This window comes from Corynebacterium sp. HMSC05H05, assembly GCF_001807265.1.
GTDB lineage: Bacteria > Actinomycetota > Actinomycetes > Mycobacteriales > Mycobacteriaceae > Corynebacterium.
In genome coordinates, this window is sequence record NZ_KV788371.1 from 16,809 (window position 1) to 39,781 (window position 22,973).

The 22,973-nt window shown below is 65.7% G+C and carries 28 protein-coding genes; 16 read left to right on the top strand and 12 right to left on the bottom strand.

All coding sequences use genetic code 11. The features are described from left to right. Nucleotides 1–2 precede the first annotated feature (2 nt). Nucleotides 3–674: a DUF6542 domain-containing protein gene (locus HMPREF3151_RS01390; protein WP_210383701.1), complete on the top strand. Its 672-nt coding sequence runs from the start codon at nt 3–5 to the stop codon at nt 672–674. A gap of 17 nt (nt 675–691) precedes the next feature. On the opposite strand, the gene HMPREF3151_RS01395 is transcribed toward HMPREF3151_RS01390, so the two are convergent. Then, nucleotides 692–1,669, bottom strand: coding sequence for a 4-hydroxy-3-methylbut-2-enyl diphosphate reductase (locus HMPREF3151_RS01395; RefSeq protein WP_070472579.1), 978 nt, complete (start codon nt 1,667–1,669; stop codon nt 692–694). A 95-nt stretch (nt 1,670–1,764) separates the two neighbouring features. Here HMPREF3151_RS01395 and xseA point away from each other — a divergent pair, with 95 nt between their 5' ends. Continuing rightward, nucleotides 1,765–3,006, top strand: coding sequence for an exodeoxyribonuclease VII large subunit (xseA, locus tag HMPREF3151_RS01400; protein ID WP_070472582.1), 1,242 nt, complete (start codon nt 1,765–1,767; stop codon nt 3,004–3,006). An 11-nt stretch (nt 3,007–3,017) separates the two neighbouring features. Beyond that, nucleotides 3,018–3,281 (top strand): exodeoxyribonuclease VII small subunit, encoded by a 264-nt coding sequence (locus HMPREF3151_RS01405; protein WP_070472585.1) that lies wholly within the window; start codon nt 3,018–3,020, stop codon nt 3,279–3,281. Here HMPREF3151_RS01405 and HMPREF3151_RS01410 read toward each other — a convergent pair. Continuing rightward, a complete protein-coding gene (locus HMPREF3151_RS01410; RefSeq protein ID WP_070472587.1) occupies nt 3,247–3,828 on the bottom strand; it encodes a DUF4245 domain-containing protein in 582 nt (193 codons plus the stop codon). The two genes, HMPREF3151_RS01405 and HMPREF3151_RS01410, sit on opposite strands and share 35 nt — an antisense overlap. Nucleotides 3,829–3,949: 121 nt before the next feature. Here HMPREF3151_RS01410 and glpX point away from each other — a divergent pair, with 121 nt between their 5' ends. After that, entirely contained in the window at nt 3,950–4,960 is a 1,011-nt protein-coding gene (glpX, locus tag HMPREF3151_RS01415) for a class II fructose-bisphosphatase (RefSeq protein WP_070472591.1), read from the top strand. 14 nt (nt 4,961–4,974) lie between these two features. Here the strand turns inward: glpX and HMPREF3151_RS01420 are convergent, their stop codons facing one another. Then, nucleotides 4,975–5,667 carry a CPBP family intramembrane glutamic endopeptidase gene (locus tag HMPREF3151_RS01420; RefSeq protein ID WP_070472594.1) on the bottom strand — a complete coding sequence of 231 codons (693 nt, stop codon included), beginning with the start codon at nt 5,665–5,667 and terminating at the stop codon, nt 4,975–4,977. Nucleotides 5,668–5,770: 103 nt separating this feature from the next. On the opposite strand from HMPREF3151_RS01420, the gene HMPREF3151_RS01425 reads away from it, so the two are divergent. The 4 genes from HMPREF3151_RS01425 to HMPREF3151_RS01440 all read left to right on the top strand — a co-directional run bounded on the left by HMPREF3151_RS01425 (nt 5,771) and on the right by HMPREF3151_RS01440 (nt 9,929). Next, nucleotides 5,771–7,171 carry a class II fumarate hydratase gene (locus HMPREF3151_RS01425; RefSeq protein ID WP_070473032.1) on the top strand — a complete coding sequence of 467 codons (1,401 nt, stop codon included), beginning with the start codon at nt 5,771–5,773 and terminating at the stop codon, nt 7,169–7,171. Between the two features lie 65 nt (nt 7,172–7,236). Beyond that, nucleotides 7,237–7,740: a hypothetical protein gene (locus tag HMPREF3151_RS01430; RefSeq protein WP_070472596.1), complete on the top strand. Its 504-nt coding sequence runs from the start codon at nt 7,237–7,239 to the stop codon at nt 7,738–7,740. Nucleotides 7,741–7,767: 27 nt separating this feature from the next. Further along, nucleotides 7,768–8,376 (top strand): TetR/AcrR family transcriptional regulator, encoded by a 609-nt coding sequence (locus HMPREF3151_RS01435; protein ID WP_070472599.1) that lies wholly within the window; start codon nt 7,768–7,770, stop codon nt 8,374–8,376. After that, entirely contained in the window at nt 8,370–9,929 is a 1,560-nt protein-coding gene (locus HMPREF3151_RS01440) for an MDR family MFS transporter (protein ID WP_070472601.1), read from the top strand. Before HMPREF3151_RS01435 ends, HMPREF3151_RS01440 begins: the two co-directional genes overlap by 7 nt. 13 nt (nt 9,930–9,942) lie before the next feature. Here the strand turns inward: HMPREF3151_RS01440 and HMPREF3151_RS01445 are convergent, their stop codons facing one another. From HMPREF3151_RS01445 to HMPREF3151_RS01455, 3 genes are all read right to left on the bottom strand, one after another. Then, nucleotides 9,943–10,473, bottom strand: coding sequence for a GNAT family N-acetyltransferase (locus HMPREF3151_RS01445; protein WP_070473034.1), 531 nt, complete (start codon nt 10,471–10,473; stop codon nt 9,943–9,945). Between the two features lie 113 nt (nt 10,474–10,586). Then, nucleotides 10,587–11,186, bottom strand: coding sequence for an LGFP repeat-containing protein (locus HMPREF3151_RS01450; RefSeq protein WP_070472604.1), 600 nt, complete (start codon nt 11,184–11,186; stop codon nt 10,587–10,589). A gap of 52 nt (nt 11,187–11,238) precedes the next feature. Continuing rightward, nucleotides 11,239–11,817, bottom strand: coding sequence for a LysR family transcriptional regulator substrate-binding protein (locus HMPREF3151_RS01455; protein ID WP_070472606.1), 579 nt, complete (start codon nt 11,815–11,817; stop codon nt 11,239–11,241). A gap of 25 nt (nt 11,818–11,842) precedes the next feature. Between HMPREF3151_RS01455 and HMPREF3151_RS01460 the strand changes: the two genes are divergently transcribed. Continuing rightward, nucleotides 11,843–12,214: a DUF5997 family protein gene (locus tag HMPREF3151_RS01460; protein WP_070472608.1), complete on the top strand. Its 372-nt coding sequence runs from the start codon at nt 11,843–11,845 to the stop codon at nt 12,212–12,214. Here the strand turns inward: HMPREF3151_RS01460 and glyA are convergent. Then, a complete protein-coding gene (glyA, locus tag HMPREF3151_RS01465) occupies nt 12,211–13,503 on the bottom strand; it encodes a serine hydroxymethyltransferase (RefSeq protein WP_070472610.1) in 1,293 nt (430 codons plus the stop codon). The genes HMPREF3151_RS01460 and glyA overlap by 4 nt on opposite strands. A gap of 113 nt (nt 13,504–13,616) precedes the next feature. On the opposite strand from glyA, the gene coaA reads away from it, so the two are divergent. Further along, the gene (gene coaA / locus HMPREF3151_RS01470) at nt 13,617–14,540 is read left to right on the top strand and encodes a type I pantothenate kinase (protein WP_070472612.1); all 924 of its coding nucleotides are present in this window, start codon (nt 13,617–13,619) and stop codon (nt 14,538–14,540) included. On the opposite strand, the gene HMPREF3151_RS01475 is transcribed toward coaA, so the two are convergent. From HMPREF3151_RS01475 to mca, 3 genes are read right to left on the bottom strand one after another with little or no spacing between them, the layout of a single operon-like run. Next, a complete protein-coding gene (locus HMPREF3151_RS01475) occupies nt 14,541–15,320 on the bottom strand; it encodes an isoprenyl transferase (protein WP_070472615.1) in 780 nt (259 codons plus the stop codon). It abuts the gene before it with no gap. A gap of 18 nt (nt 15,321–15,338) precedes the next feature. Further along, nucleotides 15,339–15,638: a hypothetical protein gene (locus tag HMPREF3151_RS01480; RefSeq protein WP_070472617.1), complete on the bottom strand. Its 300-nt coding sequence runs from the start codon at nt 15,636–15,638 to the stop codon at nt 15,339–15,341. Next, nucleotides 15,639–16,523 carry a mycothiol conjugate amidase Mca gene (gene mca, locus HMPREF3151_RS01485; protein WP_070472620.1) on the bottom strand — a complete coding sequence of 295 codons (885 nt, stop codon included), beginning with the start codon at nt 16,521–16,523 and terminating at the stop codon, nt 15,639–15,641. A gap of 98 nt (nt 16,524–16,621) precedes the next feature. Here mca and HMPREF3151_RS01490 point away from each other — a divergent pair, with 98 nt between their 5' ends. From HMPREF3151_RS01490 to HMPREF3151_RS01500, 3 genes are all read left to right on the top strand, one after another. Then, complete coding sequence (locus HMPREF3151_RS01490) at nt 16,622–17,080, top strand: DUF4307 domain-containing protein (RefSeq protein ID WP_070472623.1); 459 nt, start codon at nt 16,622–16,624, stop codon at nt 17,078–17,080. A gap of 106 nt (nt 17,081–17,186) precedes the next feature. After that, nucleotides 17,187–17,708 carry a transcription elongation factor GreA gene (gene greA, locus HMPREF3151_RS01495; protein WP_070472625.1) on the top strand — a complete coding sequence of 174 codons (522 nt, stop codon included), beginning with the start codon at nt 17,187–17,189 and terminating at the stop codon, nt 17,706–17,708. Between the two features lie 40 nt (nt 17,709–17,748). Next, the gene (locus HMPREF3151_RS01500; RefSeq protein ID WP_070472627.1) at nt 17,749–18,285 is read left to right on the top strand and encodes a hypothetical protein; all 537 of its coding nucleotides are present in this window, start codon (nt 17,749–17,751) and stop codon (nt 18,283–18,285) included. A 75-nt stretch (nt 18,286–18,360) separates the two neighbouring features. Here HMPREF3151_RS01500 and HMPREF3151_RS01505 read toward each other — a convergent pair whose 3' ends face one another. Then, nucleotides 18,361–19,167, bottom strand: coding sequence for a Bax inhibitor-1/YccA family protein (locus HMPREF3151_RS01505; RefSeq protein WP_070472630.1), 807 nt, complete (start codon nt 19,165–19,167; stop codon nt 18,361–18,363). Between the two features lie 133 nt (nt 19,168–19,300). Between HMPREF3151_RS01505 and HMPREF3151_RS01510 the strand changes: the two genes are divergently transcribed. Next, the gene (locus tag HMPREF3151_RS01510; protein WP_070473036.1) at nt 19,301–20,227 is read left to right on the top strand and encodes a suppressor of fused domain protein; all 927 of its coding nucleotides are present in this window, start codon (nt 19,301–19,303) and stop codon (nt 20,225–20,227) included. On the opposite strand, the gene HMPREF3151_RS01515 is transcribed toward HMPREF3151_RS01510, so the two are convergent. Next, nucleotides 20,220–20,684, bottom strand: a complete 465-nt coding sequence (locus HMPREF3151_RS01515; protein WP_070472632.1) for an S-ribosylhomocysteine lyase — start codon at nt 20,682–20,684, stop codon at nt 20,220–20,222. The genes HMPREF3151_RS01510 and HMPREF3151_RS01515 overlap by 8 nt on opposite strands. A gap of 190 nt (nt 20,685–20,874) precedes the next feature. Here HMPREF3151_RS01515 and HMPREF3151_RS01520 point away from each other — a divergent pair, with 190 nt between their 5' ends. Further along, nucleotides 20,875–22,083, top strand: coding sequence for a cryptochrome/photolyase family protein (locus HMPREF3151_RS01520; protein WP_371441203.1), 1,209 nt, complete (start codon nt 20,875–20,877; stop codon nt 22,081–22,083). Nucleotides 22,084–22,093: 10 nt separating this feature from the next. Continuing rightward, nucleotides 22,094–22,960 carry a GDSL-type esterase/lipase family protein gene (locus HMPREF3151_RS01525; protein WP_168160579.1) on the top strand — a complete coding sequence of 289 codons (867 nt, stop codon included), beginning with the start codon at nt 22,094–22,096 and terminating at the stop codon, nt 22,958–22,960. The last annotated feature ends 13 nt before the right edge of the window (nt 22,961–22,973 follow it).

The window sequence follows — 22,973 nt, forward strand, 5'->3', positions numbered from 1 at the left end:
GCGTGTCGCATGTCTCTCACCGGAACTCAACCTCCCCGTCCGCAACGTTTCACGGGTTGCCCACGGGGTCCGGCATTGGCATCATCTTCGCCGCGCTGTTCACCGGCGTGCTGCTGTCGCTTTCCACCGGGGTGATCGGCTGGCCGTTTCTGGCCCTCTACGCCGTCGCGGTGATTGTGGTGGCCACACTGGTCAACCCGCGGGGGCTGTTCCTCAACGTGGCCAGCGCGCCGATCCTGTTCGTGATCGCGGTGGTGGTCGCTGGCTGGGTGATGTCGCGCACCGAGATCGCGGCCGGCGGCTCCTCCGGCAAGGCCGCGCTGCTGCTGGTGTTCTACCCGGTCACGGAGCTATTTCCGGTGCTGTTCGCCGTCACACTGGGCTCGATCGTCATCGCGTTTGTGCGCATCCGCTTGATCAAGCGCCACAACGCGCAGCTGCTGCGCCGCGAGACCGCCGAGCGCACCCGGATCAACCGCAGCAACCGCCGCACGAATTCCGAGGGGCGCCGCGCCCGCGAGCGCGCCAAGGCGGTGTCGGTGGACGAGCTTCTGCGCCGCGCGGATTCGGAGCGCGGCGCGAAGCGGACCCCGAAGCCCGCACAGAAAAAGTCCCCCCGATCCGGCTCCACCTCGATTGCGGACCGGCTCGGCGAGGACCTTTACAAAGGCTAGCGCTTTCCCCTTGCGCTTTACCCCTGCGCCACCGCCGGAGTCTCACGGCGCGGCAGGCGCAGATCGCGCGGCAGGGAGAACGTGATGGTCTCTACGGTGGTGGTCACTTCCTCCGCGTCCGAGTAGCCGCGGCGCTCAAGCTCTTCCACCAGTTCCTTGACCAGGATCTCCGGCACCGATGCGCCCGAGGTCACGCCGACGGTGTTCACGCCGTCGAACCACTCGTCCTTGACCTGGGAGGCGTAGTCCACCAGATACGACTCCTGCGCACCCGCCTCCAGCGCCACCTCGACCAGGCGGCGGGAGTTCGAAGAGTTCTGGGAGCCGACCACGATGACTAGCTCACAGCGCGGAGCGATCTCCTTGACCGCGGCCTGGCGGTTCTGCGTGGCGTAGCAGATGTCGTCGCTCGGCGGATTCTCCAGGTTCGGGTAGCGCTCGTGCAGCTTGTCCACGATCACCATGGTCTCGTCCACCGACAGCGTGGTCTGGGAAAGCCACACCAGCTTCTGGTCGTCCGGGAAGTCGGGCAGGCGGTCCACGCCGTCCACGCCGTCGACAAGGTGCGTGATCTCCGGAGCCTCACCTGCGGTGCCTTCGACCTCCTCGTGGCCCTCGTGGCCGACGAGCAGGATGTGGTAGCCGTCGCGGGCGAAGCGCTTGGCCTCGTTGTGCACCTTGGTCACCAGCGGGCAGGATGCGTCGAGGGTGAGCAGGTTGCGGCTCTTGGCGGAGTCGCGCACCGCCGGGGAGACACCGTGGGCGGAGAAGACCAGGTGCGCACCCTCGGGGACCTGGTCGGTCTCGTCGACGAAAACTACGCCGCGTTCCTGCAGCGTTTCCACGACGTACTTGTTGTGCACGATCTCTTTGCGCACGTAGACGGGGGCACCGTATTTCTCCAGGGCTTTCTCTACGGTCTCCACGGCGCGGTCGACGCCGGCGCAGTAGCCGCGGGGGGATGCGAGGAGGACTTTTTTACCCTGTTCTGTCATGGAACCAACCCTAACTAATCAGCGTCAAAAACAATAGGCGGGCCGTCTCGGCTCGCCGGGTAACGTGGCAGAAGTCAAATGGAAAGGAGCATGCGGTGGCAGATTCGAAGAGCTCGCCGGAGCAGCCGTGGTCGGTGTCCAAGCTCAACACCTCGGTGAAGGGCTGGATCGAGCGCCTCGGCTGGCTGTGGATCGAGGGGCAGCTCACCCAGGTCAACACCAAGCCCACGTGGCGGTATTCCTACCTCACGCTGCGCGACACCCAGGAGCAAGCCAGCGTCCAGCTCACCGCGGAGACCTCGCTGCTTACGGGCATGCAGGTGCCGCTGAACGACGGCGACCGCGTCGTCGTCCTGGGCAAACCGTCCTTCTACCCGGGCCGCGGCACGTTTTCCATGCGCGTGACCGAGATCAGGCACGTCGGAGCCGGCGAGCTTTTGGCCCGCATCGAGGCGCTGCGCAAGCAGCTCGCCTCCGAGGGCCTGTTCGATCCCGCACGCAAGAAGCCGCTGCCCTACCTGCCCACGAAGGTCGGTTTGATCACCGGCCGCGGCTCCGCCGCCGAGCGCGACGTGGTCACCGTGGCTCAGGGCCGCTGGCCCGAGGTGCGCTTCGAGATCATCAACACCCCGGTCCAGGGCCCGACCACCGTGCCCGCGGTGATCGAGGCGCTCAGTGTCCTCGATGCGGACCCTGAGGTGGACGTGATCATCGTCGCCCGCGGCGGCGGGTCTGTGGAGGATCTGCTGCCCTTTTCGGAGGAGGCGCTGCAGCGTGCCGTCGCTAAGCTTGGCACTCCTGTGATCTCTGCGATCGGCCACGAGCCGGACAACCCGGTGCTGGACAACGTCGCGGACGTGCGCGCCGCCACCCCGACCGATGCGGCGAAGCGCGCGGTCCCCGATGTGGCACAGGAGCGATTGCTTATCGACGAAGCACGTGCCCGCATGGCCGCCGCCCTGCGCGGATGGGTCCAGCGCGAGCGCGACGGGCTGGCCTCGGTGCGCACGCGCCCCGCGCTCGCTGACCCGATGATGGCCATCAACCGCCGCCGCGAGGAGATCGAGCGTGCCACCGCCCTGATCCGCCGCGACGTGAGCCACTTGCTGCAGCGCGAAACACAGCACGTGCGCGGGCTGCGCGCCCAAGTCTCCGCCTTGGGCCCCTCGGCGACGCTTGCCCGCGGCTACGCCGTGGTGCAGGTGCTGCCGCGCGACGGCTCCGACGCCGAAGTTGTCACCTCCATCGACCAATCCCCGCCCGGATCGCAGCTGCGCATCCGCGTTGGCGACGGCTCCATTACCGCCGCCTCCATGTCCACCACGCAAGCAGATTAGGAACACAAAACATGACTGAGAACTCTTTCGGCACCGGCCAGGCCAACGACAACGCGCTGCCGGACCCGGCCACCTTGAGCTACGAGCAGGCCCGCGACGAGCTCATTGAGACCGTGAAGATCCTCGAGCTAGGCCAAATGAGCCTGGACGAGTCTCTGAAGTACTGGGAGCGCGGCGAGGCGCTGGCGAAGCGGTGCGAGGTGCTCCTCGACGGCGCCTCAAAGCGCGTCGAAGAAGCGATTAGTTCCCGCCAGCAGCCTGAATCGGAGCAGTAGCCAGCACGGTAGAGATCAGCTCCTCGAACTCGCGGGCCTCCCCGGCGCCGGTGAGCACGAGGCGGGCGTCGCCCGCGTCGACGACCCACAGGTCGCGCACGTCCTTCTCGTCGGAGGTGTAGATCTCCACGCTGCGGCCGTCGATGTCTTCGGTGCGCTCCAGGCTGCGAGGCTTCGCGTCCGCGCCTTCTGCCGCTTCCTTCGCGTCTGCGCCGGTCTGCGTGAGCTGGATGAAGCCACGGTCCGGGGTGACCCAGCCGACCGTCGGCGCCGGCTGGCCGCCCAGCATGGAACGGCGCGCGGAGTTGGTGACCCAGCCTTCCGGCATCTCCGGGTAGCGCACAGCGAAGTCCACGCCGCGCGCTTCTAAGTTGAGGAAGGTCTTCGCGTCGACTTCCTGGACCGGTCCCTGCTCGGGCGCGCCAGGGTTGAACGAGCACAGCCCGGTCGCGCCGACGGCGACGACCATCAGCACGACGATGAGCACGGAGTTGATCGCGATGTCTCGTCCGTCCTGGAAGATGCGGGGTTTTTTGTTGTTAGCCACGCCGATCAGTATGGCATGCGTCCCGCTTCCCCCTTAAAGGTGGGAATAACGGTCACATCCGCGGGTGGTAGTGCCACAATAGAGGGGTCTTTTTGTGATTCATGTTTAGGAAGGCCTCCCCATGACCGAACAGTCCGATCTTTTCCCCGACCGCAATCTCGCGATGGAGCTGGTGCGCGTCACCGAGGCCGCCGCTCTCGCCTCCGGCCGCTGGGTGGGCCGCGGCCAGAAGAACGAGGGCGACGGTGCCGCCGTCAACGCGATGCGCAAGATGATCAATTCCGTGGAGATGGACGGCGTCATCGTCATCGGCGAGGGCGAAAAAGACGAGGCCCCGATGCTGTTCAACGGCGAGCAGGTCGGCACCGGCCGCGGCGCCGCCGTGGACCTCGCTGTCGACCCGGTCGACGGCACCCGCCTGATGGCGGAGGGCCGCCCGAACGCGATCTCCGTGATCGCCGCCGCCGACCGCGGCTCCATGTTCAACCCGCAGGACGCCTTCTACATGAACAAGATTGCCGTGGGACCTGAGGCCGCCGGCGTCATCGACATCACCGCGCCGGTCGCCGCGAACATCGAGGCCGTGGCGAAGGCGAAGGGTATCCGCACCTCTGACGTCACCGTCGTTGTGCTGGACCGCCCGCGCCACAACCAGCTTGTGGACGACATCCGCGCCGCCGGCGCCAAAGTCCGCTTCATCATGGACGGCGACGTCGCCGGCGCCATCGCGGCGGCGCAGGACACCAGCTCCATCGACATCGCAATGGGTGTCGGTGGTACCCCGGAGGGCGTCGTCACGGCTTGCGCCCTGAAGTGCCTGGGCGGCGAGATCCAGGGCATGCTCGCCCCGCAGGACGACGTGGAGCGCGAGCGCGTGCTGGCCGCCGGCCACGACCTGGACCGCGTGCTGGGCATCAACGACCTGGTTACCTCAGACAACTGCTACTTCGCCGCCACCGGCGTGACCAACGGCGACATGCTGCGCGGCGTGACCTACCGCAAGTCCGGCGCCACCACTCGTTCGCTGGTGATGCGTTCGAAGTCCGGCACCGTGCGCTTTGTGGAGTCCCAGCACCAGCTGACCAAGCTGCAGGACTACTCCGTGGTGGACTACTCCGACCCGAAGAACTAGACCGCGCCAGCCGCCTAGATCAGCGCGCCGATCACCGCCGCGCTGGCCAGCAGGTTGTTCACCACGTGCACGATGAAGCTGGACGTGATGTTGCCGTGGAACCGCGCCACCAGCGCCAGGCCAATGCCGGAGAAGAAGGTGAACAGGATCGCTGGCGGCGCGACGTGGGCAGCCCCGAAAATCGCTGAGGTGGCCAGCACGCTCGCCGCCGCGGGCATGAGCGTGTCGAAGTAGTTCATGAGCACGCGGCGGAACACGATTTCCTCCATAAACGGCCCGACGAGCAGGTAGCCAGCGAGCAGCGCCAGCACCGGCGCGGCACTATCCAAATCCCGGGCGAGGACGTCCCCTGTGGAATCGCCTCCGGGCTCAAGGCCAATGAGCGGCGCGACTGAAGCGCTCGCTGCCGCCGAGCCGAACACCACCGCCGGAGCCTGCCAGATCAGGTGCCAGCCGCGGCGCCCGAGCCGCGAGAATCCGAGCTCGAGCCCGCGGTGCCGCATGTGGCGCACGAGCAGCACCGTCGGCACTGCGAGCGCGACCAGCACTGCGACCGGCAGCACCGTCAGCGCCACAGTCCGGGAGACGCCCGCGCGCACCAGAATCAGCCCTTGGCCGATGAGCAAAACGTACATCGAGGCCATCGCGGCAGCCGCAACTCCCGCGTCCCTCAAAGTGGGGGTCTTCATGGCCTGCGGTTCGGGCATTTCGTCTCCTCGTCATGTCCGGTTAGTGCATAATCGTGCAGTGGAAAGGCACGCGCGCACTCTACCGCGCGCGGCGTGCACGCGACAGAAGTAAAGGACAATGATGGCTGATCAGGAATACCGCATCGAACATGACACGATGGGCGAGGTCAAGGTGCCCGTCGACGCTCTGTGGCGCGCCCAGACGCAGCGCGCTGTGGAGAACTTCCCTATCTCCGGCCGCGGCCTGGAGGCCCAGCAGATCCGCGCGCTCGGCCTGCTCAAGGCCGCGTGCGCGCAGGTGAACAAGGACCTGGGCAACCTTGACGCCGAGAAGGCCGACGCCATCATCGCCGCCGCGAAGGAGATCGCGGACGGCAAGCACGACGAGCAGTTCCCCATTGATGTGTTCCAGACCGGCTCCGGCACCTCGTCGAACATGAACACCAACGAGGTCATCGCCTCCATCGCGAAGGCGAACGGTGTTGAGGTTCACCCGAACGACCACGTGAACATGGGCCAGTCCTCCAACGACACTTTCCCCACCGCCACCCACGTCGCCGCCACCGAGGCGGCTGCGAGCGACCTGATCCCGGCGCTGAAGGTGCTGCAGGAATCCCTGGAGAAGAAGGCCACCGAGTGGCACGAGGTGGTCAAGTCCGGCCGCACCCACCTCATGGACGCCACCCCGGTCACCCTGGGCCAGGAGTTCTCTGGCTACGCCCGCCAGATCGAGCTCGGCGTCGCACGCGTCGAGGCCACCCTGGAGCGCCTTGGCGAGCTCGCCATCGGCGGCACCGCCGTGGGCACCGGCATCAACACCCCGGCGGAGTTCGGCGGCAAGGTCACCGAGGAGCTGGTCAAGCTCACCGGTGTTGAGCAGCTGTCCGAGGCGAAGAACCACTTCGAGGCGCAGGCCAACCGCGACGGCCTGGTCGAGTTCTCCGGCGCGATGCGCTCCGTTGCTGTGTCCCTGTACAAGATCGCCAACGACATCCGCCTGATGGGCTCCGGCCCGCTGGCCGGCTTCGGCGAGATCCACCTGCCGGACCTGCAGCCGGGTTCCTCCATCATGCCGGGCAAGGTCAACCCGGTGCTGTGCGAGACCGCAACGCAGGTTTCCGCGCAGGTCATCGGCAACGACGCCGCCGTCGCGTTCGGCGGCACCCAGGGCCAGTTCGAGCTCAACGTGTTCATCCCGATGATGGCGCGCAACGTGCTCGAGTCCTCCCGCCTGCTGGCGAACACGGCCCGCCAGTTCGCCACCAAGCTTGTCGACGGCATCGAGCCCAACGAGGAGCGCATGCGCACCCTGGCCGAGTCTTCCCCGTCGATCGTGACCCCGCTGAACTCCGCGATCGGCTACGAAAACGCCGCGAAGATTGCCAAGCACGCGATCAAGGAGGGCATCACCATCCGCCAGGCCACCATCGATCTCGGTTTCGTGGACGGCGAGAAGCTCACCGAGGAGGAGCTGGACAAGCGCCTCGACGTGCTGTCCATGGCCAACACTGACCGAAACTAGGCCGCAACTAGCACCTCACTAGAATCAGCCCCCAGCACATCAACCAACTTGCTGGGGGCTTTTTCATGCCTGATTCTTTCTCCGAGCTGCACACCGCGGGCGGCCCGAACAAGCCGTGGGTCGTCGGCGGGGTGCTCGCGCTCATCGTCGCCATCATCGGCGTCGCGCTCGCGGCGGCATACTGGTACGCCAACCCGCGCCCCGAACCGGTCAACGAGGTTCCGGAAACGGTCACGGTCACCGCACAGCCGCAGTCGCCTATCGACGACCCTTCGGCCCCCACCGGCACGTACACCGGAACGCTGAACAGTTTGGAAGACGACGCGAAAGTCAAGGCGTGGCCCGCGGTGGCGACCTTCGGCGGCGGCACCGCCTCGGTGACGTATCCCCTAACCGGCTGCACGGCGCTGATCGGTGAGGAGGGCGAATCCGTCCCGTTGACGAAGGGCTGTAATGACGGGCAGGGCCGTTGGGACGTCGAGAAGCACACGCCCGGCATTGTGAAGCTAACCTACCTAGAGGATGGAAAAGCGCTGGTAGAGGGCGAGCTTTCAGCGGGCTTGCCATAATGTGCACCGGGTGTAATATTGCACCCCGTGCAAAATGAGGGAATCAGGGAGCAGAAGCGGCGCGAAACGCTGCAACGCATCCGCGACGAAGCCGCGAAACTTGTCCGCGCGCACGGGTACGACAACGTCACCGTCGACGACATCTGCCACGACGCGGGCATTTCTAGACGCACGTTTTTCAACTACGTCGACTCCAAGGACGAGGCGATCTTGGGCTCGTTCCCCTTCGCGTTCAGCGAGGACGCCCTCGCCGCGATCCGGGAGACACCGAGCGAGAACGTGCTCGAACTTGTCATCCGTTCCGTCGAGGTACAACCGGGGCGCTTCGACGGGCCGGCCGCGAAATGCCGCCGCGAGCTGCTGGAAAACAACCCCGGCCTGATGCACGCCGAAGCCACCCGCAAACGTGGCTTCCTCACCGAGGTAGGCCGAGCGGTCTACGAGCATTTGGAACGCTTCCCCGACGACCGCAGACACACCGGGACGCTGGAAAGCGAAACACAATTCATCGTGGTCCTCTTCCAAGGCGCGGTGAGTCGCTACCTGTGGCACCCTCCAGAGGGCGCCGACCCCGTCGAGCAACTGCTAACTAACGCACACGATCTTTCTACGTACGCAAAGGAGATGACATGGTAGAAAGCCGCGCGGACAACCATCCGCTCCAGGCCACCCCGCCAAACGTGGGGCTGGTGTTCTCGGCCCTGCTGCTGACCATGCTGATGAGCTCGCTGGGCCAGATGATTTTCGCCACCGCCCTGCCCACCATCGTGGGCGAGCTCGGCGGCGTGGACCACATGAGTTGGGTCATCTCGGCGTTTTTGGTCACCATGACCATCGCCATGCCGATCAACGGCAAGCTCGGCGACATTCTGGGCCGCAAGTGGCTCTACATCACCGGCATCGGCCTGTTCGTGATCGGCTCCGCCCTCGGCGGCTTCGCCCACACCATGGAGCTATTGATCATCGGCCGCGCCGTCCAGGGCTTGGGCGCGGGCGGAATGATGGTGAACTCGCAATCCATCATCGCCGAGGTGGTCCCCGCCCGCGAGCGTGGCAAGTACATGGGTGTCATGGGCGCCGTCTTCGGCGTGTCGTCGGTGCTCGGCCCGGTGCTGGGCGGCTGGTTCACCGACGGCCCCGGCTGGCGCTGGGCACTGTGGATGAACATCCCGCTGGGCATTTTGGCCATGTGCGTGTGCGCCTCCGTGCTGCACCTGCGCCGCGGATCTGCGAAGGGCATGCACTACGACTACGTCGGCACCACGCTCATGGTGGTGGCCACGGCCTCGCTGATCCTCACCACCACCTGGGGCGGCACCCAGTACGAGTGGACCTCCCCCACCATCATCACCACCTTGCTTATCGCGCTTGTTGCCGCCGTGGCATTCGTGTTCGTGGAGCTGCGCGCCACCAACCCGCTGATCCCGATGGACCTGTTCAAAAACCGCAACATGGTGCTGACCACCCTGGCCGGCACCGTGCTGGGCCTGGCCATGACCAGCAGCCTTGCCTACCTACCCACCTACCTGCAGATGGTTCACCAGCTCACCCCCACCGAGGCGGGGCTGATGATGCTGCCGATGGTCGTCGGCATGCTCGGCACCGGCATGGCGGTCGGCTTCATCATCTCCAAGACCGGCCGTTACAAGATCTACCCGCTGGTCGGCATGCTGGTGACCACCCTGGGGCTCTTCCTATTCTCCCGCCTGCAGGTGACCACGTCGCTGACCAGGCTGGGCGTCTACATGTTCATCTTCGGCTTCGGCCTGGGCCTGGTCATGCAGGTGCTGGTCCTGATCGTGCAGAACTCGTTCCCGCTCAAGCACGTGGGCACTGCGACGTCCACGAACAACTTCTTCCGCCAGATCGGCTCGTCCATCGGCGCGTCGCTCGCGGGCTCGCTGTTCATCCACAACATGCGCGACAACCTGGAGCAGCGCCTGCCGGAGGCGCTGGCCAAACTTGGCCCGGAGGGCGAGGCGTACGCCGCGAAGTTCCAAGACGGCGGGGCAAACAGCCTCACCCCCGGCGGGGTCGCCCAACTCCCCGATCCCATCAGGGAGGCGGTGCTGAGCAGCTACAACGACGGTCTGACCCCGGTGTTCTTGCTCATGGTGCCGCTGGCGATCATCGCTTTTGTCCTTTTGCTTCCGGTGCGAGAGGAAGCTCTCAAGGAGGACTTGAGCTAGCTGCTCTACGGCGCTACTGTTCGCGCGACATCGGCAGAATCAGCTCCCAGATGTCGCAGTCGCGCCACTCCCCCTGGCGCTCGCCGTAGGCCATCTGGGCCATGTTGTGGAACGTGCCGACCTTTTCAAATCCGCGGGACTTGTGCAGGCCCGCGGATCCTTCATTTTCGGGGAAGATCCAGGAGTGAATGGACCACTTGTGCAGGCTGATGCACGTCTGGATCAGGTGGTCCAGCAAGGCGCCTGCGATGCCGCGGCCACGGGCGTCCGGGTGGGTGTAGATCGAATCTTCCACTACACCGTGGAACACGCTGCGGGTCGACGCTTTGGCGGCGCCGACCCAGCCGAGCACCTTGGTGTCGTCGTCTGCGTCGACCGCCACGAAGACGGTCTCCATGATCTTCTTGCGGGAGAATTGCTCCCAGTTTTGCCCCTTGGTTTCCCAAGAGGCGTTGCCTGTCTGTAGTCCCATCTCGTAGATGGCGCGTACCTGCGGATAGTCTTCCGGTCGGATGGGCCGGATGGCAAAGTCCGATTTTTGCATGCGCCCCATTGTCCAGATCCGCGTCGAGGCGCGCAAACACGGCTGGATCAACGCAAAAGCGCCACCCAGCCGCAGCTGGGTGGCGCGAAGAATCAGGCGAGGTGAACGCCTTTTTACTTCTCGGTGATGATTGCCTCGAAGGCATCTGCGGTGGCACCGCGGGTCCACTCGATGGTGCCGTTCTCGAACTCCTGGGTCCAGCCGGACTTGTCAGCGTTCTCGGTCTCCGGTGCGACCGGGAAGCCCATCTTCTGGTCCAGGCGGACGTCGGTGATCCACTCGTTAGCGATCTGGCCCCAGGTCGGAGCACCGCCGGTGTTCTCGTTCCAGGTGATGTAGTGCTCGTTGTCGTAGGTAACGATCCAGCCGCCGTCGGTCTCCTCAACCGCCATCGGCTCGCCCCACTCCGGCTGCGCGTACTCGTCCATAGCAGCCTTCACGCCTGCCGGGACCATCGCGGTTGCGCCGTCAGCGGTGGTGATCTCCTCGGTAGCCTCAGCGTCGCCTGCAGCAGCGCCGTCGGTGGCGTCTGCAGCGTCGGTGTTATCTGCGCCCTCACCGGCGGTCTCGGTGGCGACCTCGGTCTCGGTAGCGGTCTCGGAGACAACCTCGGTGGAGGTCGGCTCGCCCTCGCCGTCGTTGGAGCAAGCAACCAGGCCGGTTGCGCCAAGGGTCAGTGCAGCTGCGGAAGCGACAATTTTACGGGAAAACATAATCATTACCTTTCATTCTTGAAGTAGTGCGCCGTCCATTATGAACTTTGCGTTAACGCCGAGCCCTCTTTGCACCCGATCGGGGGTGCGCTTTTCCACGCGAGGAACGCACGGTGCGCCCCTTGGTCACTCCGACAAAGTCCTGCACAGCGTCCGAATCGTCCACTTTGCGCCAGACGAGCGCAATCTGGGTCGCCGGCTCCTCCCCCGCAAGGTGTAACGCTTTGATCTGCTTGCGTGTGAGGTTCTTCAACAGCGGCAGCGGCGCGTAGGCCACGCCGACGTTTGCGGCGACGACTTGGAGGGCGGACCGGAGCTCGTCGATAGGCGATTGCCCATCGAAGTTCACGATCTCCTCCGCCAAATCTGCGCGGGTGACCTCACCCACCTCCGCGTAGACGGAATCCTTCGGCACCGCGACCCCGGCCGCTTCTTCGTAGAGGCGCACCACGTGGTGCTCGTCTGTGACGCGCTCGTCTGGAAGCCGCACAAGCGCCGCAGTAGCTTGCTTGCCGACGAGCACGAACGGATCATCCGACGGCACCGTCTCAAGCCGGCTTCCAGTGAGTTCCTCGAAGCGGCGGAACCACTTCCCCGGCTCAGTGCCGGTGACGAAGGCAATGGTGAGCATGGCACTCAATGCTACCGTTTTGGCCATGACTGATCAGACCCCCTCCAGCACCGCCATGAAGCCGGTGACCGCCGCAAAGAAGCTGGGCATCTACCTTCCCGCCACCCCGCAAGAGTTCCAGGACGGCGCCGTGACCCACGCCGAGCTGCGCGAACTGCAGGACAACCCGCCGCAGTGGCTACAGGAGCTGCGCCTTTCCGGCCCGCACCCACGCCCCGAGGTGGCCCGCAAGCTGGGCATTTCCGTGACCGCGCTGAAAAACGCCGGCGCGGACCAGGCCATGACTACCGAGGAGATCCGCGCGCTGCTGGACGACCAGCCCGAATGGCTGCAAAAAGCCCGCGCCACTCTTGCGGAGCAGCGCGGGCACGAGGTCGCTGGCAGCGAAGAGAACTAGAGCATCTTCCAATCCTCGAGGTCCGGGTAGAGCGGGTACTTCCGCGCCAGGGCCTCAACGCGGCCGCGCAGCGCATCGATGTCGGCCGCCTCGCCCTTGATCAAGGTCTCCGCGATGATCTCTGCGACCTCGCGGAAGTCCTCCTCGCCGAAGCCTCGGGTTGCCAGCGCGGAGGTGCCGATGCGCAGACCCGAGGTCACCTTCGGCGGACGCGGGTCGAACGGCACGGCGTTGCGGTTGACGGTAATGCCAACCGAGTGCAGCAAGTCCTCGGCCTGCTGACCGTCCATCGGTGAGTTGCGCAGGTCCACCAGCACGAGGTGCACCTCGGTGCCGCCGGAGACGACAGAGACACCGGCCTCGCGTGCGTCGTCGGCAAGCAAACGCTCCGCCAACACCTTCGCACCACCGAGAGTGCGGCTCTGACGATCCTTGAACTCCTCGGTCCCGGCGATCTTGAACGCGGTTGCCTTCGCCGCCACGACGTGCATCAGCGGGCCGCCCTGCTGGCCCGGGAACACCGCGGAGTTGAGCTTCTTGTGCAGCTCCAAGTCGTTGGTGAGGATGAAACCAGAGCGCGGGCCGCCCAACGTCTTATGCACCGTGGAGGACACCACGTGCGCATGCGGGACCGGGTTCGGGTGCAGGCCTGCAGCAACGAGACCCGCGAAGTGCGCCATGTCCACCCACAGGTAGGCGCCGACCTCGTCGGCGATGGAGCGGAACTCCGCGAAATCCTCGTGGCGCGGGTACGCGGACCAGCCGGCGATGATCACCTTCGGCTTGACCTCGCGGGCCTGCTCGCGCAGCTTCGCCATGTCGATCAGGTGGGTGTCCTCCTCCACCTGGTAGGCGGCGACGTTGTACAGGCGGCCGGAGAAGTTGATCTTCATGCCGTGGGTGAGGTGGCCACCGTGCGCCAGGTCCAGGCCCAAGATAGTGTCACCCGGCTCCGCCAGCGCCATGAGCACCGCGGCATTGGCCTGTGCGCCGGAGTGCGGCTGCACGTTCGCGTACTGGGCGCCGAAGACCTCCTTGGCGCGGTCGCGCGCCAAGTCCTCGATGACGTCCACGTGCTCGCAGCCACCGTAGTAACGGCGGCCCGGGTAGCCCTCGGCGTACTTGTTGGTCAGCACCGAGCCCTGCGCCTGCAGCACCGAGCGCGGCACGAAGTTCTCGGAGGCGATCATCTCCAAGGTGTCTCGCTGGCGCGCGAGCTCGTCCACAATTGCGGCGTGCACCTCGGGGTCGTAGGTGGCCAGATCCTGGTAACGGAGGTCTTCAGACACGTCGACCGGGTCCTTTCTTTTCGCGTTGACAACGGCTTAAAGAAGTATAGGAAAATCGGAGCGCCGAGAAGGCTGATTTATTCCCCTTCTGCCCGGGTGCAACAATGGTGGCTATGTCACGAGCCGATTCGTCGCCGTACCTCGACTTCCACCGCGAGGATTGGCGCAAGCGCCGCGCCAAGATGCCCCAGGTGCTCACCGAGGAAGAGCTGACAAAGCTCTCCGGCATCGGCGAGAACCTCGACCTGCAGGAGGTCGAGGACATCTACCTGCCCTTGTCCCGCCTGATCCACCTTCAGGTGCGCGCCCGGCAGAAGCTCACCAACGCCACCGAGACGTTTATCGGCGGCGACCCGGGGCACGTGCCGTTCATCATCGGCCTCGCCGGCTCGGTGGCGGTGGGCAAGTCCACCACCGCGCGTGTGCTGCAGGTGCTCTTGCAGCGGTGGGACTCGCACCCGCGGGTGGACCTGGTCACCACCGACGGCTTCCTCCACCCCAAGGCGGTCCTGGAGGAACGCGGGATCATGAAACGCAAAGGCTTCCCGGAGTCCTACAACCGCAGAAACCTGATGCGTTTTGTCACCGAGGTCAAGTCCGGCCAACCGGTGGTCAAAGCGCCGATCTACTCGCACGAGGCCTACGACATCCTCCCCGACGAATTCGTGGAGGTCCGCCAACCCGACATCCTCATCCTCGAGGGGTTGAACGTGCTGCAAACCGGCCCGACGCTGATGATCTCGGACCTGTTCGATTTCTCCATCTACGTCGACGCAAAGACTGAAGACATCGAGCGCTGGTACATCGAGCGCTTCCTCAAACTGCGCGACACCTCGTTCCAGCAGCCCGGCAACCACTTCGAGGGCTTCGCCGGCATGGACGACGCCGAGGCCGCCTACGCCGCGCGGGAGCTGTGGCAGACCATCAACCTGCCCAACCTGGTGGAAAACATTCTGCCCACCCGCGTGCGCGCCTCGCTGGTGCTGCGCAAGGACTACGACCACACGGTCCAGCGCGTGCGCATGCGCAAAATCTAGCTACTTGCCAAAGCGACGGGAGCGCTGCGAGTAGTCGCGCAGCGCGCGCAAAAAGTCGATCTTGCGGAACGCCGGCCAGTAAATGTCGGTGAACCAAATCTCCGAGTACGCCGCCTGCCACAGCAAGAACCCGGACAAGCGTTGCTCGCCCGAGGTGCGGATAACAAGGTCCGGATCCGGCTGGCCAGAGGTGTACAGGTGCTCCGAGATGGATTCCACGGTGATCTCGGCGGCCATCTCCGTGGCTGGCACTCCGGCGTGCGCTTTGTCGTCGATAAGCGATTGCACCGCGTCCACGATCTCCTGGCGCCCGCCGTAGCCGACCGCGATGTTGACGGTGAGGCCGTGCTTCGTATCGGTTGCGGCCGCCCCCTCGCGCATTCGCTTTGCGACGTCCTCCGGCAACAAATCCAAATGCCCCACCAACCGCACGCGGCAGGTGTAATCCTCCGTGGCCAAGTCCTCGATGACCCCGGAGATAATGTCGAACAACAGCTCCACCTCTTCGGTGGTGCGCTGCAGATTCTCCGTGGACAACAGGTAGATGGTGAGCACGTCCACGTCCATCTCCGCGGACCAGCGCACAAGCTCGCCGATCTTCGCGCCGCCGACGCGGTGGCCGTGGGAGATGTCCTCGAAGCCCGCCTCGCGCGCCCAACGGCGGTTGCCATCGGCCATCACGGCGATGTGCTTCGGGCGCTTTTTGCCGCGCAGTTCGCGCTTCAAGCGCGCCTCATACAGCGGGTACAGCGGGTATCGCAGCTTCGAAAGGACAGACACAATGAAGATTCTAGCCAGCTAGAAAGCGTTTTTCTTCCGCTGGTCCTTTAACCCGGCTTTCTCCATGGCCTCATCGATGGCCTTCTCGTCGAACGGGTCGATCCCGCGCGCCTCCGCGAACGCCTGGCGGCGCTTGAAGCGGGAGAAGCGGCGGTGGAACGACCAGCCGATGAACAGCACCGCGATGGCAAGGACCACCAGGAGCAGCAGGCCGATCGGCGAGGCTTTGCCGAAGTCCGGACCAACCGGGGTCTCGCCCGGGTTCTGGGCGAGCACGAAATTCGCGGCGTTCGCGGCGGCGACAGTAAAGGTTGTCATTTAGTTTTCCTCCTCGGTGCCAGCTTCGATCCCGGCGAACAAATCCGCCTCCGGCAGGCTCGTCTCCACCCTGGACGCGGCGAGCTCGAACTCCTCCGTGGGCCAGACGTCCTGCTGGTCCTCCACCGGGCTAGCCAGGAAGGCACCCGCGGGATCGATCTGCGTGGCGTGCGCAGTGAGCGCCTCGGCGCGCTGCTGGAAGTAGCCGGCGCACTCCACCTGGGTGGTCACTCGGTCGAAGACGTCGCCCTCGTTTTCTTCCCAGCGCTTGATCATTAACTCGTACGGGCTCTTCTTCCCTCGCTGGATCAGCCGCTCCTGCAGAAGCTTCATGCGCTGCAGGATGAAGCCGTGCGTGTAGTACAGCTTCAGCGGCGTCCATGGCTCGCCGGTGCCGGGCGCAAAATCCGGGTCGCCTGCACGCTCCCAGGCGATCATGGAGATCGCGTGCACCATCAGGTGATCCGGGTGCGGGTAACCGCCGTTTTCGTCGTAGGTGATGATGACGTGCGGGCGGAACTCGCGGATCTGCTCCACGATCTTCACCGCCACCTCTTCTGGGTCCTGCACCGCGAACGAGCCTTCCGGCAGCGGCGGCAGCGGGTCGCCTTCCGGCAGCCCGGAATCCTCGTAGCCCAGCCAAACGTGCTCGACGCCGAGCGCGGCCGCAGCGCGTGCCATTTCCTCGCGGCGCACCTCAAGGATGTTGTCCAGCACGCCGGGGCGGTCCATGGCCGGGTTCAGCACGTCGCCGCGCCTCCCGTCGGTGCATGTGACGACCCTGACGCGGTTGCCTTCCGCGGCGTATTTGGCCATGGTGGCCGCGCCCTTGGAGGACTCGTCGTCGGGGTGGGCGTGAATGGCCATGAGACGCAACCCAGTCACTCGATCAATCCAACTTTCGTAGGGGTCAGTTCTGTACCTCCGCGCCATCTTAGTACCATCAACCCAGAAGTCCTTACCACCTGCAAGGAGCCGTTTCTGTGAGCACCGCAACCTCTCCCCGCCCCGCCGAGCGATACGGCCGCAACCGCGGCTCCCGCGGCTCCATCGGCGGCAAGCTGGTGGCGGTTGTCGCCGCGCTGCTCATGATTGCCCTGCTGTTCGTCGGGGCCCGCACGATCATGGAGCGCTTCAACCAACCGGTCCGCGCGGAATTCATTTCGCAGGAGCACATCGACGACGAAACGGGCCGGCTCTGGATCGACGTGAACCGCAAACACCCGGACACGCCCGCGTACTGCATTGTCACCGCCGTGGACTACTCGCACGCGGAAGTGGGCCGGCGCGAGGTGGTCCTTCCTGCTGGAGGCGAGGAACACTCGCGCATCGCCGTCGACCTGCCGGTGCGCGAGCCGCTGGTGTCCGGACGCATCTACGGCTGTTCCGAAAATCTGCCGTTCTACATGGACCCGGAGAGCACCTTCTACGCAGCACGCTAGCGGAAACTGCCTTCTCCGCGTGTGGTAATCTTCCGGCTGTATATCTGCACACATTGGCCCGCGAGCGGCGGGCCGATTTCACGTATCAGGGAAGGTTTAGACCCCTATGGCTGAATCCCAGCAGCAGTACATCACTCCTGAAATGAAGGCCAAGCTCGAGGCCGAACTGCAGCAGCTCATTGATAACCGCCCCGTCATCGCGGCTGAGATCAACGAGCGCCGCGAAGAGGGCGATCTGAAGGAGAACGCCGGCTACGACGCAGCCCGCGAGCAGCAGGACCAGGAGGAGGCGCGCATCAAGCAGATCTCCGAAATCCTGTCCAACTCCACCACCGAGCGCACCGGCATCGTCGAAGGTGTCGCCCACGTCGGTTCCGTCGTGCATGTCTACTACGACGGCGACGAGGACGACCGCGAGACCTTCCTCATCGGCACCCGCGCGGCTTCCACGGACAACGCAGATCTGGAGACCTACTCGGAGCAGTCCCCGCTCGGTGCAGCCGTCGTCGGCGCTTCCGAGGGCGAAACCCGCAAGTACACCGCCCCGAACGGCCGCGAGATTTCCGTCACCATCGTCTCGGCCGAGCCGTATGATTCAGTCAAGGCCTCCACGCCTCGCGCGAAGTAGCCAGTACTTTTCTCTTTTTCAAAACAGAAGGACCATTCCTGTGATTGCCACCTCTTCCCGCAAAGCAGTAGCCGGCGTCGCCGCCCTGGCAGCTATCGCCCTGGCAGGTTGCACCCCGCCGCACGAGAACCCCTCCTCCGAGAAGGTCGACACCGCCACCACCCAGGACCCGAACTCCCTGAAGGGGGCCGGCACCGCGACCACCGCCACCGGCACCGCAACCACCGCCTCGGCGACCAACGTCACCGAGGCGAACGCCGAGCAGGAGCAGGAGACCGCTGAGGCCGTCGTCGCCGCTGCCCCGGTGTTCAATAACTGCGGCGCCACCGACTTGGTCCGCCCGGACCGCCTGACGGTGGACTGCGCCAACGAGGACGACTTCCTGGAGAACATCGTCTGGGAGCAGTGGGGCGAGGATATCGCCGAAGGCACCGCCACCCGCGTCGTTGTCTCCCCGGACAACCGCGAAGAGGGTGTGAAGGTTGTGCTGGGCAACCCGGAGATCGTCGACGGCAAGCCGGTGTTCACCACCGTGTCCGTCGACGGCCAGTCGGTCGTGCCGGACAACAACTACTAAGCACACGGCGCACGCGAAAAGCGCCTCGCCCCGGTGATAATCCGGGAGCGAGGCGCTTTCTGTTTCTGCGGAGGCCTAACGGTCGTTGAAGTAGGACAGCAGGCGCAGAATCTCGGTGTAGAGCCAGACCAGGGTCACGGCCAAGCCGAGGGCGACGCCCCAGGATGCGCGCTCCGGCGCGCCAGTGCGGACCAGCTTGTCGGCCAGGTCGAAGTCCTGCAGGAAGGACAGGGCCGCCAGCACGACGCAGACCACGCCGAAGATGATGGACAGCGTGCCACCGTCGCGAAGCGGGGAGATGCCGGTGAAGATCGCCAGCAGGAAGTTGCCCAGCGCCATGATGGCAACGCCGAAGATCATGCCGGTGACGATGCGGTTAAAACGCGGGGTCACACGGATCGCGCCGCGGCGGTAGACCACAAGCATGCCGATGAACACGCCGATCGTGCCCAGGATGGCCTGGAAGATCAGCTGGCCAGCATCCGCGCCGCCGACGGTGAACCAGCCGGAAACAGTCAGGGAGAAGCCGCCGAGGAACAGGCCCTCAAACGCGGCGTAAATCAGCGTCAGCGTCTTCGAGCCGAACTCGCGGCGGAATGCGTTGACCAGGGTGGTGACGAAGCCGCCGATGGCGCCGACAACGGTCAGGATGAAGCCGAGCTGCACGTTGCCGGTGAGGAAGATGCCGAAGTTCACGGCGGCGAACGCGATGATCACGGCGAGGGTGATGCCCGTCTTGGTCACCACGTCGTCGACCGTCATCGGGCGTTGCTGATCAATGTCGGGCGCGTGCCCCGGAAGCGTCGCGGTCTGGCCGGCCTGGTAGCCGTTGTCCGCATCCGCCCCCGGAATGTTGCGCAGAACGGGGTTAGTGCTTCTCACGTCGCACAGTTCCTTTCCAATGGGTTTTGTCCAAGAGTTCACCGGGTATAACGCCACACTTACCAAAAAAGTTCCCGCGGGCGGAGTATTAACGGAACGTTCGTTTCTGCCCGGCGGGGATATGGTGGGCGTTATGGGAGTGCTCGACAACGCCCGCCGCGGCCCTAGAACCGGCGGTGAGGTGGTGCGCGGCCACATCGCGCAAGCCGCCGGCGGCACGGACGCGTACGTGTTTTCCTACCGCCACTTGGAGGTCCACGCGTACGTGTTGCCCGAGCCTGTCCCTCACGTGTTGTACTGCACCTACGGCAAGTCCCGCGTGGAATCCTCCCAGCCGTCCGCGGGCACCCAGACGGAGCTCACGTTGCGCGTGCCGGGCACACCTGCGCTTCCCGACGAGTGGCCGGCCCGCCTGCTCGCCCGCGCCGCCCGCGACGACATCGAGCCGGGCCACTACCTCGTGCTGGACACCCCGCGCGGCACATTGACCGGCTTCGTGTTTGTCACCGACCCGGTCCTCGGTGTGCTGGACGGGCCCACCGGCCTGATCCGCTTCACCTACGCGGTCGGCATCAACGGCGAGGACGTGGAACAGATGCTGTCCTGGGATCCGTTGAAGTTCGCGGCCTTTGTCGGCGACCGCGTGCCGTTGGGCTTGACTGCCACGGACCGCGACCCGCTCAGTGCTCACGCGCAGAATCGGGCATTGTTGGAGGAGGCGGTGGGGGCCGAAGGGTCGTCGATAGGCGCGATGCACGCCCGCTATCTCGAAGTTGACGCCGCAGGGCGCGTGGATCTGGATCCGGCGGCAGCGCGGGCGTTGATCCGGGCTGCGCGCCGCCGCCTGCTACACGGTAGGTCGTTCGCGCTGCTCAACGGCGAAACGTGGCTGCTGCTGACCCCGCATGAAGCGGCAACCGAGCTCACGGATAGCCACATCATCGTCCCCGCCACCGCCGCGTTCGCCCACGAGCTGCTCGCAACGTTCGACGCGGTGCCAGGCCTCTACCGCCTGCGCACCGCGCCGCTGGAGATTCGGGTGGTGGACCCGACTACTTGAAGACGGCGCCCCACTCGTCGCGCTTGTCCAAAAACGCCTGCGCCTCGCGCTTGGCGGCCTCCAAGTCGTGGCTTGCGCCCCAACCGCACTGCTTCTCGTTGGCGGCCGGCACCTCGTTCGCGTTGGTGATGTCGGTGAGCGTCTTCTCCACCAGATCGGCGACCTCGGCTTCGGCGACGTCGCCGGAAAGCATGAGGTAGAAGCCGGTCTGGCAGCCCATCGGGCCGAAGTCGATGACGTTGTCCGCGTGGTTGCGGGCGTGCTCGGCGAACATGTGCTCCAGCGAGTGCACCGCAGGCATCTCCAGGTGCTCGACGTTGGGCTGCTTGAAGCGGATGTCCCACTTCACCAGCGTGTCGCCTTGAGGCAGCTCCTTGCGGTCCGCGAGCCGGATGAACGGGGCGGCTACCTTGGTGTGGTCGAGGTTGAAAGATTCCACATTCATACGATCAGTCATGGCCTTGACTCTACTGAACGGAGACGCACGTGCCCACCACCCTTGTTTGATTCCGCGACGATCTTCGCGCCACGGACAACCCCGCGCTGTCGTGGGCGACTTCGCGCGGGGAGGTCGCAGGTGTGCTTATCGACGACACCTCCGGCCCCGACCACTCGGCCGCGCCGCCGCGTGGTGGCGCGACCACAGTGTGGCGCGGCTAAGCACCAAGCTCCCAATAATCCGGGAACAGGGCGATCCCCGCGAGATCATCCCTCGCCTGGCCAAAGAGCTCGGCGCGGAGGTGGCGTGGAACCGCCGCTACGACGCCGTCGATGTGGACGCCGAGGTCAAGCGCGCGGTGGGCGCGCGCACGTTCCCTGGGTTCCTGCTCGCGGAGCCGTGGGAGATCAACACCGGCGCCGGCACCCCGTACCGGGTGTTCACGCCGTTTTACAAGGCCGTGCAGCAGCATTTGATCGCGAACCCTCCGCAGCCCGTTTCCGCGCCGGCGTTGCCGGGCGGCACGCGGCTGGGGGTTCCGGAGGCGCCGTCGTGGGCCGAGGGGTTGGCCGAGCACAACACGCCCGGTGAGGACGCTGCACTCTCGCGTTTCCACGAGTTCTTGGACGGGCTTGCGGACGGGCACGGCTACGACAACAACGACCTGAGCCCCGGCGCGACCTCGGGCCTGAGCGCGCACCTGCGCTTCGGGGAACTCTCCCCCGGTTATGTGTGGGCCGAAACGGCAGCGTTTGCGGAGACGCACCCGGCCGCCGCGGCCCACGCGTGGGCGTTTTTGCGCCAGCTGGTGTGGCGCGAGTTCGCTTGGCACCGCCTGTACCACCTGCCGGACTTGGCGGTGCGCAACGTGCGCAGCCAGTTCGACAGGTTCGAGTGGGCGTGGAGTTCGCACGCGGCACCCTGGGATTTCGTGCAAGCCTTCGCGGATCCGGCGATGGAACCGGACGCCGACGCCGCCCAGCACTTGGGCCAGCTGGCGCAGTGGCAGCGCGGCGAGACCGGCGTGCCGCTCGTGGACGCCGGCATGCGGGAGCTGTGGGAAACCGGGACCATGCACAACCGGGTGCGCATGGTGGTCGGCTCCTGGCTGACCAAGAACCTGGGCATCCACTGGCGCCACGGCGAGGAGTGGTTCTGGGACACACTCGTGGACGCCGACGCCGCCTCCAACCCGTTCAACTGGCAGTGGGTGGCCGGCTCGGGCGACGACGCCGCACCGTACTTCCGCATCTTCAACCCGCTGACCCAGCAGGAGAAGTTCGACCCCTCCGGCAAGTACGTCGGGCGCTGGACGCCGGAGGCGTTGCTGCCCGGCTACCCGGAGCCGATGGTGGACGTGAAGGCGTCGCGCAAAGTCGCACTCGAGGCGTACAACGACATCAAAGGCGGCCTATAGGATCGGCCGCGTGAGTCAACTGATCCGCCGTACCGTCATATTCCTCGTTGCGCTGCTTGCAGCCACGTCCGCCTCCCCCGCTACCGCGCAGCCCGCGGACAACGTGGTGGTCTTCGGCGACTCGTTTGCCGCGAACCCGGACCAGTACCTCAACACCGTGCTGCGGTTCACCGATGGATCGAGCCTGTCTTCCACTTCCTCCGAACGCGTGCTCCGCAACAACCCGAGCGAATCCGGATGCCTCCACGGCCCGGACAACTGGCCGAGCCAGCTCGGTGCACACACCGGCGCCGCGGTTGCGGACTGGTCGTGCGCCGGCATCACCTCTGAGCAAATGCTTGGCCGCATCGACCACGCTGTGCACACCGGCGCGCTGAACGCAGGCACCCGGGCTGTGACGTTGGGCGCCGGCTTCAACGATCACTGGCGCCCGCTACTGGACAAGCCCGGCACCACCTACGACGCCGCGCGCACCCGCGAGCAGTACTTGGCCAACATGCGCGCCGCCGCGGCGAAAGTCCGCGCCGCGGCGCCGAACGCGAAGATCATCATCCCCGGCATGCTTTCGGTGGCCGGAGCAAACGGCGCGATTTGCGCCTTCAACGTGGTACCCAACCTCCCGCTCGGCGTGCTCACTCCGACGGTGCACGGCTGGGAGCAGCACCACCGCGACAATCAGCGCGAAGCCGCGCGCCAAGTCGGCGCTGCGTTTTTGGACATCAACGCCCAGTCCACCGGCCACAGCACCTGCGCGCGCGACGCCGACCGCTGGGTCGCAGGCCTCATCGACACCACCACCGCCGGCTACAACATGGCCCTGCACCCCTCCCGCGCCGGTTCCGCCTTCGTGGCCGAACAGGTCGCCCGCGCGCTGTAGCCCGGCCCGGGCG